12 protein-coding genes and 1 riboswitch are annotated in these 14,665 nt (G+C 60.5%); of the genes, 6 read left to right on the plus strand and 6 right to left on the minus strand.

Annotated elements, in window-relative coordinates; translation table 11 throughout:
- The first annotated feature begins 49 nt into the window (after positions 1-49).
- A riboswitch (TPP riboswitch) is annotated at positions 50-174 on the plus strand.
- Between the two features lie 73 nt (positions 175-247).
- The 3 genes from thiC (at position 248) to putA (ending at position 6,772) form a co-directional block, all read left to right on the plus strand.
- Positions 248-2,080, plus strand: coding sequence for a phosphomethylpyrimidine synthase ThiC (gene thiC, locus GbCGDNIH6_RS00550; RefSeq protein WP_072562477.1), 1,833 nt, complete (start codon positions 248-250; stop codon positions 2,078-2,080).
- A gap of 38 nt (positions 2,081-2,118) precedes the next feature.
- A complete protein-coding gene (locus GbCGDNIH6_RS00555) occupies positions 2,119-2,973 on the plus strand; it encodes a SirB1 family protein (RefSeq protein ID WP_081369892.1) in 855 nt (284 codons plus the stop codon).
- A gap of 85 nt (positions 2,974-3,058) precedes the next feature.
- Complete coding sequence (gene putA / locus GbCGDNIH6_RS00560) at positions 3,059-6,772, plus strand: bifunctional proline dehydrogenase/L-glutamate gamma-semialdehyde dehydrogenase PutA (protein WP_072562478.1); 3,714 nt, start codon at positions 3,059-3,061, stop codon at positions 6,770-6,772.
- A 96-nt stretch (positions 6,773-6,868) separates the two neighbouring features.
- Here the strand turns inward: putA and bfr are convergent, their stop codons facing one another.
- The gene (gene bfr / locus GbCGDNIH6_RS00565) at positions 6,869-7,354 is read right to left on the minus strand and encodes a bacterioferritin (RefSeq protein ID WP_025285694.1); all 486 of its coding nucleotides are present in this window, start codon (positions 7,352-7,354) and stop codon (positions 6,869-6,871) included.
- A gap of 217 nt (positions 7,355-7,571) precedes the next feature.
- Positions 7,572-7,769 carry a (2Fe-2S)-binding protein gene (locus tag GbCGDNIH6_RS12745; RefSeq protein ID WP_072562479.1) on the minus strand — a complete coding sequence of 66 codons (198 nt, stop codon included), beginning with the start codon at positions 7,767-7,769 and terminating at the stop codon, positions 7,572-7,574.
- A gap of 202 nt (positions 7,770-7,971) precedes the next feature.
- Between GbCGDNIH6_RS12745 and gshB the strand changes: the two genes are divergently transcribed.
- The 3 genes from gshB to GbCGDNIH6_RS00585 all read left to right on the plus strand — a co-directional run bounded on the left by gshB (position 7,972) and on the right by GbCGDNIH6_RS00585 (position 10,562).
- Positions 7,972-8,961, plus strand: coding sequence for a glutathione synthase (gene gshB / locus GbCGDNIH6_RS00575; protein ID WP_072562480.1), 990 nt, complete (start codon positions 7,972-7,974; stop codon positions 8,959-8,961).
- 23 nt (positions 8,962-8,984) lie between these two features.
- Positions 8,985-9,614, plus strand: coding sequence for an HAD family hydrolase (locus tag GbCGDNIH6_RS00580; RefSeq protein WP_072562481.1), 630 nt, complete (start codon positions 8,985-8,987; stop codon positions 9,612-9,614).
- A gap of 99 nt (positions 9,615-9,713) precedes the next feature.
- Complete coding sequence (locus GbCGDNIH6_RS00585; RefSeq protein ID WP_232449873.1) at positions 9,714-10,562, plus strand: glycerophosphodiester phosphodiesterase family protein; 849 nt, start codon at positions 9,714-9,716, stop codon at positions 10,560-10,562.
- Positions 10,563-10,573: 11 nt separating this feature from the next.
- On the opposite strand, the gene GbCGDNIH6_RS00590 is transcribed toward GbCGDNIH6_RS00585, so the two are convergent.
- Genes GbCGDNIH6_RS00590 through miaB form a run of 4 tightly spaced genes read right to left on the minus strand, consistent with a single transcriptional unit; the run spans position 10,574 to position 14,640 of the window.
- Positions 10,574-11,488: a hemolysin family protein gene (locus tag GbCGDNIH6_RS00590; RefSeq protein WP_072562483.1), complete on the minus strand. Its 915-nt coding sequence runs from the start codon at positions 11,486-11,488 to the stop codon at positions 10,574-10,576.
- Positions 11,485-12,015 (minus strand): rRNA maturation RNase YbeY, encoded by a 531-nt coding sequence (gene ybeY, locus GbCGDNIH6_RS00595; RefSeq protein WP_198355777.1) that lies wholly within the window; start codon positions 12,013-12,015, stop codon positions 11,485-11,487. The genes GbCGDNIH6_RS00590 and ybeY overlap by 4 nt, the downstream gene beginning before the upstream one ends.
- Positions 11,999-13,186 carry a PhoH family protein gene (locus GbCGDNIH6_RS00600; protein ID WP_072564197.1) on the minus strand — a complete coding sequence of 396 codons (1,188 nt, stop codon included), beginning with the start codon at positions 13,184-13,186 and terminating at the stop codon, positions 11,999-12,001. Before GbCGDNIH6_RS00600 ends, ybeY begins: the two co-directional genes overlap by 17 nt.
- Positions 13,177-14,640 (minus strand): tRNA (N6-isopentenyl adenosine(37)-C2)-methylthiotransferase MiaB, encoded by a 1,464-nt coding sequence (miaB, locus tag GbCGDNIH6_RS00605; protein ID WP_072562484.1) that lies wholly within the window; start codon positions 14,638-14,640, stop codon positions 13,177-13,179. Before miaB ends, GbCGDNIH6_RS00600 begins: the two co-directional genes overlap by 10 nt.
- Positions 14,641-14,665 lie beyond the last annotated feature (25 nt).

Here is a 14,665-nt window from a genome sequence, read left to right on the forward strand (position 1 = left end):
GCTGGCGCGTTTGGGCGCTTGACTTGCGCGGCAGTTACGCCGAGGGTCGCAAGCATCCGAGGGGGGCCCTGGCAGAGGGCTGAGATACCGTCAGGCCGCCATTATGGCAGGCGCATGGTGACCCTGACACCTGATCCGGTTAGCACCGGCGTAGGGACGGGATCGCGCCGAAAACGGGCATCGCCCGAACGGCACCCTTTCTCCGCGTTGGTTCTGTAGTCGGTTCGCGGAGCTTGAGGAAACGCGCATGACCGTTCAGACCAAACCCACCACTGTCACGCTTGGCCCGATTACGGGCTCCCGCAAGATTTACGTGCCTGTCGAGGGACGGGACGATATGGCGATCCCGTTCCGGGAAATAGCGCTCGATCCTTCCGCGGGGGAGGAGCCGGTGCGGGTCTACGACACATCCGGCCCGTATACCGATCCATCCTCGCATATCGATCTGGAGCAGGGTCTGCTGCCGCTGCGCGCACCGTGGCTGACCAGGCGTGGTTATGCCAGCGTCACCCCGCGCGAGGTGACGGCGGCCGATAACGGCTATGCCCCGGCGGATCGTCTGGTGATGCCCTGTCCCGCCCCGCATACCGTGTTCGAGGGCAAGCCGGCCCAGTTGGTCACCCAGCTTGAATTCGCCCGTGCCGGGATCATCACGGAAGAGATGATCTATGTCGCGCATCGCGAAAACATGGGCCGTGCCCGCATGCTGGAAGGGGCTGAGGCCCGCCGCGCCGATGGCGAGGATTTCGGTGCCAGCATCCCCGCCTTCATCACCCCCGAATTCGTGCGGGCCGAGGTAGCGGCAGGCCGGGCCATTATTCCGGCGAACATCAATCACCCGGAGATCGAGCCGATGGCGATCGGCCGGAATTTCCTGGTGAAGATCAACGCGAATATCGGCAACTCCGCCGTGACGTCCTCTGCCGCGGAAGAGGTGGAGAAAATGGTCTGGGCCACGCGCTGGGGCGCGGATACGGTGATGGATTTGTCCACCGGCCGTAACATTCACAATATCCGTGGCTGGATCATGCGGAACTCGCCGGTGCCGATCGGCACCGTGCCGATCTATCAGGCGCTGGAGAAAGTCGGCGGCGAGGCGGAAAAGCTGAGCTGGGAAGTGTTCCGCGACACGCTGATCGAGCAGGCGGAACAGGGCGTCGACTATTTCACCATCCATGCCGGTGTGCGGCTGGCTCATGTGCCGCTGACGGCATCCCGTGTGACGGGGATCGTCTCGCGCGGTGGCTCCATCATGGCGCGCTGGTGCCTGTCCCATCACCGTGAGAGCTTCCTGTATGAGCGCTTCGACGAAATTTGCGAGATCATGCGCAAATACGACGTGTCGTTCTCGCTTGGGGACGGGCTGCGTCCCGGCTCCATCGCCGATGCCAATGATGCCGCGCAGTTCGCCGAGCTGGAAACGCTGGGTGAGCTGACCAAAATCGCCTGGGATCACGGCTGTCAGGTGATGATCGAGGGGCCGGGCCATGTGCCGATGCATAAGATCAAGGCCAACATGGACAAGCAGCTGGCCGTCTGTGGTGAGGCGCCATTCTACACGCTTGGGCCGCTGACCACGGATATCGCGCCCGGCTACGACCATATCACCTCCGCGATTGGCGCGGCGATGATCGGCTGGTTCGGCACCGCCATGCTTTGCTACGTCACGCCCAAGGAGCATCTGGGGCTGCCGGATCGTAATGACGTCAAGACCGGTGTCATCACCTACCGCATTGCCGCCCATGCCGCTGATCTTGCCAAAGGCCATCCTTCGGCCCGGCTGAGGGATGATGCAGTCAGCCGTGCCCGCTTCTCCTTCCGGTGGCAGGATCAGTTCAACCTGTCGCTCGATCCGGATACGGCGCAGGCTTTCCATGATGAGACCATGCCGAAAGAGGCGCACAAAGTGGCTCATTTTTGCTCGATGTGCGGCCCGAAATTCTGTTCTATGAAGATCACGCAGGATTTGAGGGAAGAAGCCGCACGCATGGCGGGGATGGAGTCGAAAAGCGCCGAGTTCCGCGACATGGGTGCGACGCTGTATGTGCCGGAACACGCCCCGGCGAAGGAGGACCGCTGACCGACCGATCTGTTTCCCCGGATCTTGATCCCTCTGCCGTGATTCTGGAGGCGATTGGCCAGCTTCCGGATGATGAGATCGATCTGGCGGATGCCGCGTTGCAGCTTGCCCGCAGGGGCAGGCTGCTGGCAGGTGAGTCCTCCCGTGCGGTCGAGGAGCAGATTATGGCAGCGCGGGCGCATCTGACGGAGCTGGCGCAGGATGGCGCCATGTTGGCTGCGGGGATGGAGGAAACAGACCTTTCAGCGCGGGCGGGGATACTGGCCGGGTTGTTGCAGGGCAGCCACCGCTATACGGGGGATGATACCCGCTTTCCCGATTTCGCCGATCTTCTACGGGTGATCGAACGGCGGGCCGGGTTGCCGGTGGCGCTCGGAATCCTATGGATTCACACTGCACGGGCGGCGGGGTGGGAGGCGTATGGCCTGGATTTTCCCGGACGGTTTCTGGTTTGTCTTGAGGAAGAAGACGGGCAGGGGGCCAGTGCGGAGCGGCGCATTGTGCTGGATGTCTTTGAAGGCGGGGTACCGATGACTGTGCCGGCTCTTCGCGATCTGCTGAAAAAGGCTGAGGGCGCCTCTGCCGAGCTACGACCTGATCAATTTCGACCGATGAGCAATCGGGGGGTGTTGCTGCGCCTTCAGAACAATCTGCGGGCACGGTATCTTGAACTGGGCGCGATGGAGGATGCGCTGGCCTGTTCTGAATCGATGTTGATGATTGCACCTGATGAAGCCCCTTTATGGCGGGAAACCGCGCTGATGAATCAGCGGTTGGATCGCGTTTCCGCCGCGCTACGGTGTTTCGAGCGTTTTCTCATCCTTGATCCGGATAGCGAGAGCGCGCGCCGTGCGCGTGCGGTGATGCAGGATCTGCGTTCACGCCTGCACTGATTTCGCCAAAAAAGCCATCGCTGCAAGAGTCATCGAAAGATCGTGGCCTAATCACCGTATCCGGCTTTAGCCTGACAAAGGTTGCATGATGCAGCATGGAGGTCTGGCAATGACCAGAAGCGGATTGTTCACGGATCTGGCGCAGGATCTTGGTACGGTGACGAAAGCGCGGCATCGTCTGGATATGGCCTGCCGTCGTCCGGAGCAGGATTGTGTGGCGTCCCTGTTGCCGCTCGCTTCCCTGTCCGACCATGCGGCATCACAGGCCGATACGCTGGCCCGGTCTCTGGCAGAGAGGCTGCGTGAGCATGGGCCAGGCAATGGTCTGTCGGCGCTGATACATGAATACGATCTGTCCAGCCAGGAAGGCGTCGCCCTGATGTGTCTGGCAGAGGCGCTGCTGCGTATACCCGATGATGGAACGCGGGATGCGCTGATTCGTGATAAAATCGGTCATGGCGACTGGCATACGCATCTGGGTTGGACACGCCCTTTGTTTGTCAATGCGGCGACATGGAGCCTGGTGCTGACGGGGCGGCTGGTAGCCCCCTCCCCTGCCTCCAATCTTGGGGCGGTATTAACCAGACTGATCGGACGGGCGGGGGAGCCCGTGATCCGCCATGCGATGGATCGGGTTGTTCGTTTGCTGGGTACGCGCTTTGTCGCGGGCGAGACGATCGAAGCGGCGTTGGCTGTTACCAGCCTGCTCTGGACGCAGGGATTTCGTCATTCCTACGACATGCTGGGTGAAGCGGCGATGACCCGCGCCGATGCAGATCGATATTATCGTGCCTATGAACATGCGATTGACTGCATTGGTGCTACCTTGCGGGCGCGTGGATATGAGTCAGCGGAGGATATGACTGCCCTGCTTGAGGCGCCGAGTATTTCGATCAAGCTTTCAGCCCTGCATCCGCGCTATGAACATACGCAACATGCGCGGATTATGCAGGATCTGCCTCCGCTTTTGAGAAATCTGGCCGCGATGGCCCGGGCAAACGGGATCGCCCTGACTATCGATGCGGAGGAAGCGGATCGGCTGCCTCTCTCGCTGGATGTATTGGCGGCTTTATGTGCTGATCCTGTGGTGGCGGGGTGGAATGGCATCGGTTTGGCCGTGCAGGCTTATCAGCGCCGTGCGCCAGCGGTGATCGAAAATTTGATTGATCTTGCCCGCCATCATGGCAGGCGCCTGATGGTACGGCTGGTAAAAGGGGCCTATTGGGACAGCGAAATCAAACGTGCACAAATCGACGGACTGGAAAGTTTTCCGGTTTTCACACGAAAATCTTATACCGATCTTTCCTACGTTGCTTGTGCACGGATGTTGCTGGAAGCGCCTGATGCCGTGTTCCCGCAATTTGCCACGCATAATGCCCGCACAGTGGCTACGATTATCGCGATGGCAGAGGAGATAACCGGCGTATCATTCAATCCTGACCAATATGAATTTCAGTGTCTCCACGGCATGGGCGAGGCACTTTATACCGATGTGGTACGGCCTGATGGTCTGAACAGGCCGTGCAGGATCTACGCCCCCGTTGGTACCCATGAAACTTTACTGGCTTATCTTGTGCGTCGCCTGCTGGAGAATGGTGCGAATACGTCTTTCATCAATCGTGTTGCTGACACCGCGATTTCCCTCGACCAACTCATTGCTGATCCGGTGGAACAGATCCTCGCGATGCGGGCGGAGTGCGGTACACCTCATCCCAAAATACGGTCTCCACGAAGCCTGTACAGGCCGGAGCGGGACAATGCATGGGGGATTGATCTGACAGATGCCACGAGGATGGCACAGCTTGCCGAAGCATGCATCACGCTGTCCTCAAGACGGTGGATGGTTTCCGTAGAGGAATGTGCGCGCGGAGAACGCATTTCGATCCGTAATCCGTCTGCTCCATGGGATCATATCGGCGACGTCGTTTTCGCCACGGCGGAGGAGGTAGACCGTGCAATAGCGTGCGCCAGGCAAGCGGCTCCCTTATGGGCTGCGGAGCCTCTCTCCCGTCGCGCAGCCTGCCTGCGAGAGGCTGCAGATGCGATGGAACGCGATGTTGCCCTGTTCATCAGTCTGGCTGTGCGTGAAGCAGGCAAGACGATCCCGAATGCTATTGGAGAGGTGCGGGAGGCCGTTGATTTCCTGCGCTACTATGCGGCCGGTATCGAGAATGGATGGAATGCGCAGACGCATCCTCCGCTGGGTGTGGTGACATGTATCAGCCCGTGGAATTTCCCGCTGGCCATTTTCACAGGCCAGGTTGCGGCGGCTTTGGCAGCGGGAAATGCCGTGCTGGCAAAACCCGCTGAGCAAACACCGCTCATCGCGGCTGAGGCGGTTGCTGTCCTGCATCGTGCCGGTGTCCCCACGGCGGTGTTGCAGCTTGTTCCTGGCGATGGCGCAGTAGGGGCGATGCTGGTGGCCGATTCACGCGTTGATGGAGTCGTTTTTACCGGCTCTACCGAAGCAGCCCATTCCATTCAGCGTTCTTTGTCACATCGTTTGAATATGCATGGTGATCCGGTTCCGCTGATTGCCGAAACCGGTGGACAAAACGCCATGATTGTCGATAGCACCGCTTTGCCGGAGCAGGTGGTGTCTGATGTTCTGATGTCGGCTTTTGACAGTGCCGGTCAACGTTGTTCGGCCCTGCGTGTGCTGTGTCTTCAGGATGACATTGCTGATCTGGTCATCACCATGCTGCGTGGAGCCTTGCAGGAGCGTATGACGGCACGTCCCGACCGGCTTGACACTGATATAGGTCCTGTCATCAGCGCTGCTGCCAGAGACGCGATTGAGGACCATATTGCAGCGATGGCGCGGGCAGGCTGCATAGTGCATCGTGCGGCTTTGCGGCAGGAGACGGAGGATGGTTTCTTCGTTGCTCCGACCATCATAGAGCTTGGATCACATCCAATCCCCGACAAGGAAATTTTCGGGCCTGTTTTGCATGTGCTGAAATTTCACAGGGATGATCTGTCCGATGTGATCGCCAGGATCAACGCAACCGGATATGCGCTGACCTTTGGCATTCATAGCCGTATCCAGGAAACCGCCGATCATGCCTGCATGAAAATTACGGCCGGCAATATATATGTCAATCGCAGTATGATCGGCGCCGTTGTTGGTGTGCAGCCTTTCGGAGGGCACGGTCTGTCTGGTACCGGTCCGAAGGCGGGTGGTCCACTTTATCTTTCCCGTCTGGTGGCGCATGCGCCACCATCACCCGTGAAACAGTTTTTTATTGAGGAAGAAGAAAACGCTGTACCAGTCCCGATGAAAGTCTGGCAGGCATGGGTAAAGCAGAAGGGAATTGAACCTTTGTCTCTCCCAATCTTGCGGTATGATCGGGATATGGTGCTGCCTGGACCGGTGGGAGAGCAGAATATTTATCGCCTGTCACCCCGATCCACTCTGTTATGCATCGCTTCCGATCTGGAAGGACTATCGTATCTGGTACAATCGGCTCTGGCGGCGGGTATAAAGCATATTGTGGTCTCCATTCCCGCTGACATCACAGGTGTATTCAACACATTGCCGGATTCATTGCGTTCGACCGTGGTTTTGGCTGCATCGGATCAGGAGGGGAATCCGGATGCCGTGCTTTTTGAGGGGGATGATGCGGCCCTGATCGCATTGCAGAAACATCTTGCGCATCAATCCGGCAAAATCGTGCCAGTCTATCGTATCCGCAGGCAGGGCAGAGATATCCCGTTGCTGGCTTTGGTGACAGAATGCACGATCAGCATCAACACGGCTGCTGCCGGGGGGAATGCCGCCCTGATGGCAATGACATAGGCAGTGACGGCTTAAGCATCCATGGGCTGATACGAAAAAAGGGAGGACGCACCAGGCATCCTCCCTTCTTCGTATCCAAGCGGGATAATAAGCCGATCAGTGGTCGCCGTCCGGGGCGTCGCTGTTCAGCTGCACCCAGTTCTGCACGCCCATGCGATTGATCATGTCCTGCTGGGTTTCGATGAAGTCCACATGGTGTTCTTCGTCACGCAGGATGGAGGCCAGAAGATCGCGGGTCGGGAAATCGCGGATGCTTTCGGCATAGGCAATGAATTCACGCAGATCGGCGATGGCGGTGACTTCCAGTTCCAGATCGCGCTGCAGAACTTCTTCCGGCGTTTCGCCGATCAGAACATGGTTCAGACGCTGCACATTCGGCAGGCCTTCCAGAAACAGGATGCGCTTGATCAGCTCATCGGCATGCTTCATTTCTTCCACGGATTCCTTGAATTCGTGGCGGCCCATTTTCGTCATGCCCCAGTTTTCGAGCATGCGGGCATGCAGGAAATACTGGTTAATCGCGGTCAGCTCGTTGGTCAGAACCTTGTTAAGATTCTGGATCGTTGTGGCATCGGCCTTCATTGGTCTCATCTCCCGTTTTCAACTGCGGCGGACCCTATCCGAGGGGCCGGGGGCGGATAAAGCCTGATGATTGCAAGCAGATCGCAGCTAGGGCGGGGTGAAACTGTTTCGCATTACCGCTTGTGCGGGAGATGAGAGGAAGATGCATTTACAGGAAAGTATATTCCTATGATTTTTCAATGCATTGCTTCCACGAAACCGGCTCTGGCAAGCCCGTTCAGTCGCCCGCTTCGAGACTGAGAATGCTTTCGTCATTTGCAACACTGGGTATCATTTTAAGCATGGCCTGGGCGCATCTGCCGCATTGCGCAGTGCAGCCGCAGGCTCGGTACAGCTCTGCCAGACGGCAGGCGCCAGCCTGAGCGGCGGCGCAAACCTGTTTATCCGTCAGGCCGTTACAGATGCAGATATACATCGATGGGGCAAACCTGGATTCGAATAAGGCGGGTGTGAATGAGGCTGCTTAGCTTGGTTGGTATGAAAATGCAAATAGATTGCAATTGCAGATGACGGCATTGGGCGGCAGCGTGTTTTCACGGCATGATGAGGCCGGATAACAACCGGTATCCGACGATTCGTCATGGGACGGCAGGGGCCGGCAGGCAGGGAACAGGGCGATGGCAGGCGGCTTGCGGGTGGCGGTCCAGATGGACCCGATGGACAGCATCAACATTGCCGGCGACAGCAGTTTTGCGCTGATGCTGGAGGCACAGGCCCGTGGCCATGCGCTGTGGCACTACGAAGTCAGGCATATGGCCTTGCGGGAGGGGGGAGGGCAGCTGAATGGCGCGACAGGGGCACGGCTGCTGGCGCGGGCACATCCGGTTTCGGTACGGAGGATCGACGCGGCCTATTACACGTTTGGCCCGACGGAGATTCTCGATCTCGCGACCATGGATGTGGTGCTGATGCGGCAGGATCCGCCTTTCGACATGGCCTATATCACCGCGACCCACATGCTGGAGCATATCCACCCTCACACGCTGGTGGTGAATGATCCGGCAGGCGTGCGGAACGCGCCGGAGAAAATTCTGGTCACCCATTTTCCTGATTTGATGCCGCCGACACTGGTGACATGGGATGTGGAGGCGATCCGCGCTTTCCGTGCCGAGCATCGTGATATCGTGGTCAAACCGCTCTACGGCAATGGGGGGGCCGGGGTGTTCCGGGTCAAGGAAGATGATGAAAATCTAAGTTCTTTGCTGGAAATGTTTTTCTCCCGCTCGCGGGAGCCCCTGATGGTGCAACGCTATGAAGCGGCGGTGCGGCAGGGGGACAAGCGCATCATCCTGATCGATGGGGAGCCGGTGGGTGCGATCAACCGTGTGCCTGCGGCCGGAGAAAGCCGCAGTAACATGCATGTCGGTGGCCGTCCTGAAGCCGCGGGGCTGACGGCGCGGGATCGGGAGATCTGTGCCGCGATTGGTCCAGTGCTGAAGGAGCGCGGCCTGATTTTCGCGGGGATCGACGTGATCGGGAACTGGCTGACGGAGATTAACGTCACCTCGCCGACCGGGCTTCAGGAAATTGGCCGGTTCGATGGGGTCAATCTGGCCGCTCGCATCTGGGATGCCATCGAAAGCCGCAAGGCAGCATTGGCGGCCTGATACAGATCAGGCAGGGCAAGGCCATGATTGATCTGGTTCTGTTCGATATGGATGGGGTGCTGGCGGAGGTCGATAAATCGGCTCGTGCCGCATGGCTCGGGGCGCTGGCCGGATGCAGGGCGGAGGATGTTCAACAGGCCCTGTGGGACTCGGGCTTTGATGATCAGGGCGATGATGGCCGTCTGCGTGGGGAAGCCTATCTGACGGCATTCGGGCAGGTGCTGGGCTATCCGCTTTCTATGCAGGAATGGGCGGAAGCCCGTCGCATTGCCACCCGGCCAAAACCGGAGGTGCTGTCGCTGGTGGCGCGGCTCCATCCCCGGATTGGACGGGCCGTTCTGACCAACAATGCGGATATTCTGCCCGCCTGCATGGCGATGATCTGTTCGCCGGTTGTAACCCTGTTCGGCGGTCAGATTTATGCCAGCGGCGCGTTCGGCAGTGCCAAGCCAGATCCGGCAGTGTTCCTCGCCTGCCTGAAGGAGATAGGCGTCAGGCCGGAGCATACTCTGTTCATCGATGATCGTGCGATGCATGTGGAGGGTGCCCGTCAGGCTGCATGCCATGGGCTGCTGTTTACCTCGGCCGAGGCTCTGGAGGCGGAGTTGAACCGGTATGGTCTGCTCCGTCCGGTGGCTGAGATGTCAGCATAAATGGTGCATTGGCGGCGGTTTTTACGCGTCCCGATGCTGACGATCAGCGTAGGGGTATCTGGTTGCACACCAACCCCGACCCGGATGCCATGGCCGCTCATGATCGCGCATCGTGGTGGAACCGGGGATGCCCCTGAAAACACGATTGCGGCGATCCGGCAGGCAATGGCGCATCGGGTGGATGCCATATGGCTGACAGTGCAACTGAGCCGTGATGGGATTCCGGTTTTGTATCGCCCGGCTGATCTGTCTGCGTTGACGGATGGCGCTGGAAAAACAGCGGCTTTCACGGCTGCCGATCTGTCCCGGATCAATGCCGGTTGGCAGTTTCGCCGCGGAGATTCCTATCCCTGGCGCGATCATCCGGTTGGTATTCCGACATTGCGGGAGGCTTTGCGGGCCATTCCGTCCGATATGCCGATCATTCTCGATATGAAGGCTCTGCCTGCTGCGCCCCAGACCAGGGCGGTGGCGTGGGTTCTGGAGGAGGAGCAGGCATGGGGCCGGGTCACGATTTATGCGACTGATGCGGCCTATCAGCAGAGCTTCGCAGCCTATCCGCAAGCAAGGCTTTTCGAGTCACGCGATGCGACGCGGGCACGGTTGCTGGGTGTTCAGCTTGATCAGCGCTGCGATCATCCTCCGCCCGCGCATGCAAGGGTGGCGTTCGAATTGCACCGTTCCCTGATTGTGGTGGAGCATTTCACATTGGGAGAAGGCCGTTCCACGGTCCAGGCAACGATGTGGACGCCTGCCACCATTGCCTGTTTCCGCCGTCATCCGGATGTGAAGATCGTGGCGATTGCGGTGGACAATGCCGACGATGACAGGCTTGCCGCCTGTCTCGGGGTGGATGCCATCTTGACGGATTCACCGCAGCACATGGTGGCCTTGAGGCAGCAGGAACCGGCAGGGCCACGCTGTGACAGGATCAGCCACGAAAGATAAACCGGCCCGGCTTATTCCGCGGCCTCGGCCTGAGAAGTACGTGCTGGCGGACGCACGCGTAGACGGCGGATGCGGCGCGGATCGGCTTCCAGCACGCGGAATTCCATGCCGGAGGAATGACCGATCACCTCGCCACGGGCGGGCACGCGCCCAGCCAGCGTGAATACCAGCCCGCCGACCGTATCGATATCCGCTTCCCGTTCGTCCTCTGTCAGGACGGCACCGAGGCGTTTCTCGAAATCCTCGATCGGAATGCGGGCATCCAGATCGAGCGTACCGTCAGGCCGTTCCGTGATGGAGGGAGCGGCCTCGTCATGTTCGTCGCTGATGTCGCCGACGATGGTTTCGACCAGATCCTCGATCGTCACCAGCCCGTCGACACCGCCATATTCGTCGATCACCAGTGCCAGATGCATATGGTGCTGCCGCATCTGCAACAGCAGTTCCAGAACCGGCATATGGGGGCCGACCAGCAAAGGTTTGCGCAGAATATCCGTCAGCCGGAATTCCGCCGGATCACCGATATAACCGAACACGTCCTTGATATGGACCATGCCGATCGCGTCATCCAGCTCCTCATTATAAACCGGCAGCCGCGAATGGCCTTCCTGCCGGATCAGCGCCAGCACGTCCTCGAACGCGGTGTCGGCGCGGATGGCGACGATATCGGCGCGGGGGACCATGACATCATCCGCCGTGGTGCCGCGCAGGCGCAGCACATTGCCGATCAGGGCGCGTTCCTGCCGGTCCAGCTCCGGCAGTTCTCCCGGCAGCTGGGCGTGATTGGCGGCTTCCTGCACCAGTTCGGCGATGCTGTCGCGCACGCTGTGCTCGACGGCTTTGTGCAGCAGGCGTTGCCGCAGCCGGGCCATGACGCTACCGCGCGGGATCGGCAGGCGAATGGGGAAAGGTTCCTCGTCGTTCATGACCGTTTCCACGGATTGGGCATGCCCAGACTGCGCATGATGCGGGCTTCTTCCGCTTCCATGCGTCTGGCGTCTCCGGCGTGATGGTGATCGTGCCCGTGCAGATGCAACACGCCATGCACCAGCAGATGGGCCAGATGATGCGCCGGGCGTTTGCGGGCGGCCTTTGCTTCCCGCAGCACGACGCCGAGCGCGAGAACGATTTCGCCCCCTTCAGCACCGGGCATTCCGACCGGTTCGAAAGTCAGCACATTGGTTGGTTTGTCCTTGCCGCGATGCCGGGCATTCAGGCGGCGCACATCACGGTCACAACTCAGCACCACACAATCCGCCGTGCTGCCCGCTGCTCTGGCGACCCGGCGGATCAGCCTGTCGGCATGCGGGATATGCCGCCGCCAGGCCGGCTCCGTGACGATGATCTCGGGCACGATGTAACCGGGTGAGACCCCGTCCTCATCCGTATCCGAAAGGAACCCCGCGGGCGCAAAAGAGGCACTCGCGGGGTTGGGACTACTTGCCGGGTCCATTGATTTCTGACCGTGCTCCTGATCGTGTGCGCTGTTCCGTCTGGCCATGTGTGTCCGCATCACGGCTTCGGTCCTGCTGGGCGGCCGAGCGCTGGTCGTAAGCGTCTACAATGGCCGCGACCAGCGGATGGCGCACCACATCCCGCTTGTCGAAACGGCAGATGCCGAGGGCGGGAATGCCCTCCAGCGTGTCCAGAGCGTCCCGCAACCCGGAGCGCTGCCCGGCCGGAAGATCAATCTGGCTGAGATCACCGGTGATGACCATGCGTGTGCCCTCGCCCATGCGGGTCAGGAACATCTTCATCTGTACCGGGGTGGTGTTCTGGGCCTCGTCCAGAATGACGAAGGAATGGGCCAGGGTTCGGCCTCGCATGAAGGCCAGCGGTGCGACTTCGATTTCGCCGGTGGCCATGCGCCTTGCGGCCTGATCGCCCGGCATCATGTCGTGCAGAGCGTCATAAAGCGGGCGCAGATAGGGATCGACCTTCTCCTTCATGTCGCCGGGCAGGAAGCCGAGCCGTTCCCCGGCCTCGACCGCCGGGCGGGAGAGCACGATCCGGTCCACGCGCCCCGCCTGAAGCATGGCCACGGCCTGAGCCACAGCGAGATAGGTTTTGCCGGTTCCGGCAGGGCCGATGCCGAACACCATTTCCTTGGTGCTGAGCATTTCGATATAGGCAGCCTGCCCTGCGCTGCGCGGGCTGAGCGCACCGCGTCGTGTGCGGATGGAGGGCAGATCGGCCAGCGGCAGGCGCGGCGAGCGATCTCCTTCCTCGAAACGGCTTTTGGTCAGGCGCACTGCTGCATCTACGTCACCCATGGTCACGTCCTCACCCCGTTCGAGCTTCTGCCACAAGGCAGCAAGCGCCAGTTTCACCGCTTCGACCAGATCGGCTTCGCCCGCGATGGCAATTTTGTTGCCACGACAGGATATGCGCACCCCCAGCCCCTGTTCCAGCCGTACCAGATGACGGTCATGATCGCCCAGAAGCTGCGGCAGTAACAGATTGTTGGCGAACTGCACCGTCACGGTTCTGTGGTCCCGCTCTCGGTCACCGGGGCGATAAGGACTGGTCTTTCCCGGCGCAAGCGCCGCCTGTGGGGGGGCGGAGGAAGCCCCTGCTTTCGGCAGGGAGGAGGCGAGAGCCGGGGAAATTTGGGTCACGCGCAGGTGAGCTCCTTTGGATGGGGTGCGCAATCCGGAAGAGTGGCGGACAGGGAGTTGGTGTGCGCGGCAGTGATTGTCACCGGCACTTCCTGTCCGATCAGGGTTGCAGGGGCATCCAGATGCACTGCCTGCAACCAAGGGGATCGGCCGCCGATCTGCCCCGGATGCAGTCCGGGGGTGACCAGCAGCACATTGACGGTCTTGCCGATGCAGGCGGCATTGAATGCTTCCTGCTGGGTGCGGAGCAGGGCCTGCAACCGTTGCAGACGCTCATCCATCACAGGCTCCGGCACGTGGCTGTCACGCTCCGCCGCGGGGGTGCCGGGGCGGGGAGAATATTTGAAGCTGTAGGCCTGTGCGAAGCCGACGCGCTCGATCAGGCGCATCGTATCCTCGAAATCCTCATCGGTTTCGCCTGGATGGCCGACGATGAAGTCGGATGACAGGGCCAGATCGGGCCGTGCCTCCCGCAGACGGTCGACGACCCGGACATAATCCTCTGCCGTGTGGCGCCGGTTCATGGCGGCGAGGATACGGTCGGAGCCGGACTGAACCGGCAGATGCAGGAAGGGCATCAACTGCGGAATATCACGATGCGCGGCAATCAGATCATCGCTGACATCGCGGGGGTGGGAGGTCGTGTAGCGGATGCGCAGCAGATCCGGAATGTCCGCCAACGCCCGGATCAATCGGGCCAGTGTCCAGACCTCACCGTCCTCTCCCAGCCCGTGATAGGCATTGACGTTCTGGCCCAGCAAGGTGATCTCCCGCGCCCCGCCGCGCACCATGCGCCGCGCCTCCGCCAGCACGGAACTGGCCGGACGGCTCACCTCCGCACCGCGTGTATAGGGAACAACGCAGAAGGAGCAGAATTTGTCGCATCCTTCCTGAATGGTCAGAAAGGCCGCCCGTCCACCCGCCAGACCCGGCCCGTGCTGAGGGGCAGCGGCTTCGGGCAGGTAATCGAACTTGTCCTCTGGCGGGAAATCGGTCTCGATCACCCGCTCCCCGTTCATGGCCCGCCGCACCATGCCGCCAAGCCGGTGATAGGTCTGCGGCCCAAGGACGATATCGACATAGGGCGCGCGGGCGAGGATCTGTTCCCCCTCCGCCTGTGCCACGCATCCGGCTACGGCCAGCAGCATGGGCTGCCCTTCCCGTGCGCGGGCTTCTTTCAGCAGGCGTAGACGTCCCAGTTCGGAGAAAACCTTTTCCGTGGCCTTGTCACGGATATGACAGGTATTGAGCACGATCATATCCGCGCCTTCCGGCTCGGCATGCGCGGTATAGCCCAGCGGAGACAGCACATCCGTCATCCGGGCGCTGTCATACACATTCATCTGGCAACCCCAGGTGATGACGTGCAGACGCTTTGTATTGGCGCGTACGGGCGTATCTCCGGTGCCGGGCCGGTCCTGATCGGCGGTGGATAGGGTGGTCTGTGACAGGCCAGTCATGGGCAATTCTCCATCCTCCCTGTGC

Source organism: Granulibacter bethesdensis (assembly GCF_001889525.1).
GTDB lineage: Bacteria > Pseudomonadota > Alphaproteobacteria > Acetobacterales > Acetobacteraceae > Granulibacter > Granulibacter bethesdensis_C.

Coding starts and splice junctions, on each gene's coding strand:
- gshB (WP_072562480.1), top strand. CDS start 7,972: ATGGCAGGCGGCTTGCGGGTGGCGGTCCAGATGGACCCGATGGACAGC.
- GbCGDNIH6_RS00585 (WP_232449873.1), top strand. CDS start 9,714: ATGATCGCGCATCGTGGTGGAACCGGGGATGCCCCTGAAAACACGATT.
- putA (WP_072562478.1), top strand. CDS start 3,059: ATGATGCAGCATGGAGGTCTGGCAATGACCAGAAGCGGATTGTTCACG.
- GbCGDNIH6_RS00590 (WP_072562483.1), bottom strand. CDS start 11,488: ATGAACGACGAGGAACCTTTCCCCATTCGCCTGCCGATCCCGCGCGGT.
- GbCGDNIH6_RS12745 (WP_072562479.1), bottom strand. CDS start 7,769: ATGTATATCTGCATCTGTAACGGCCTGACGGATAAACAGGTTTGCGCC.
- thiC (WP_072562477.1), top strand. CDS start 248: ATGACCGTTCAGACCAAACCCACCACTGTCACGCTTGGCCCGATTACG.
- ybeY (WP_198355777.1), bottom strand. CDS start 12,015: ATGGACCCGGCAAGTAGTCCCAACCCCGCGAGTGCCTCTTTTGCGCCC.
- GbCGDNIH6_RS00580 (WP_072562481.1), top strand. CDS start 8,985: ATGATTGATCTGGTTCTGTTCGATATGGATGGGGTGCTGGCGGAGGTC.
- bfr (WP_025285694.1), bottom strand. CDS start 7,354: ATGAAGGCCGATGCCACAACGATCCAGAATCTTAACAAGGTTCTGACC.
- miaB (WP_072562484.1), bottom strand. CDS start 14,640: ATGACTGGCCTGTCACAGACCACCCTATCCACCGCCGATCAGGACCGG.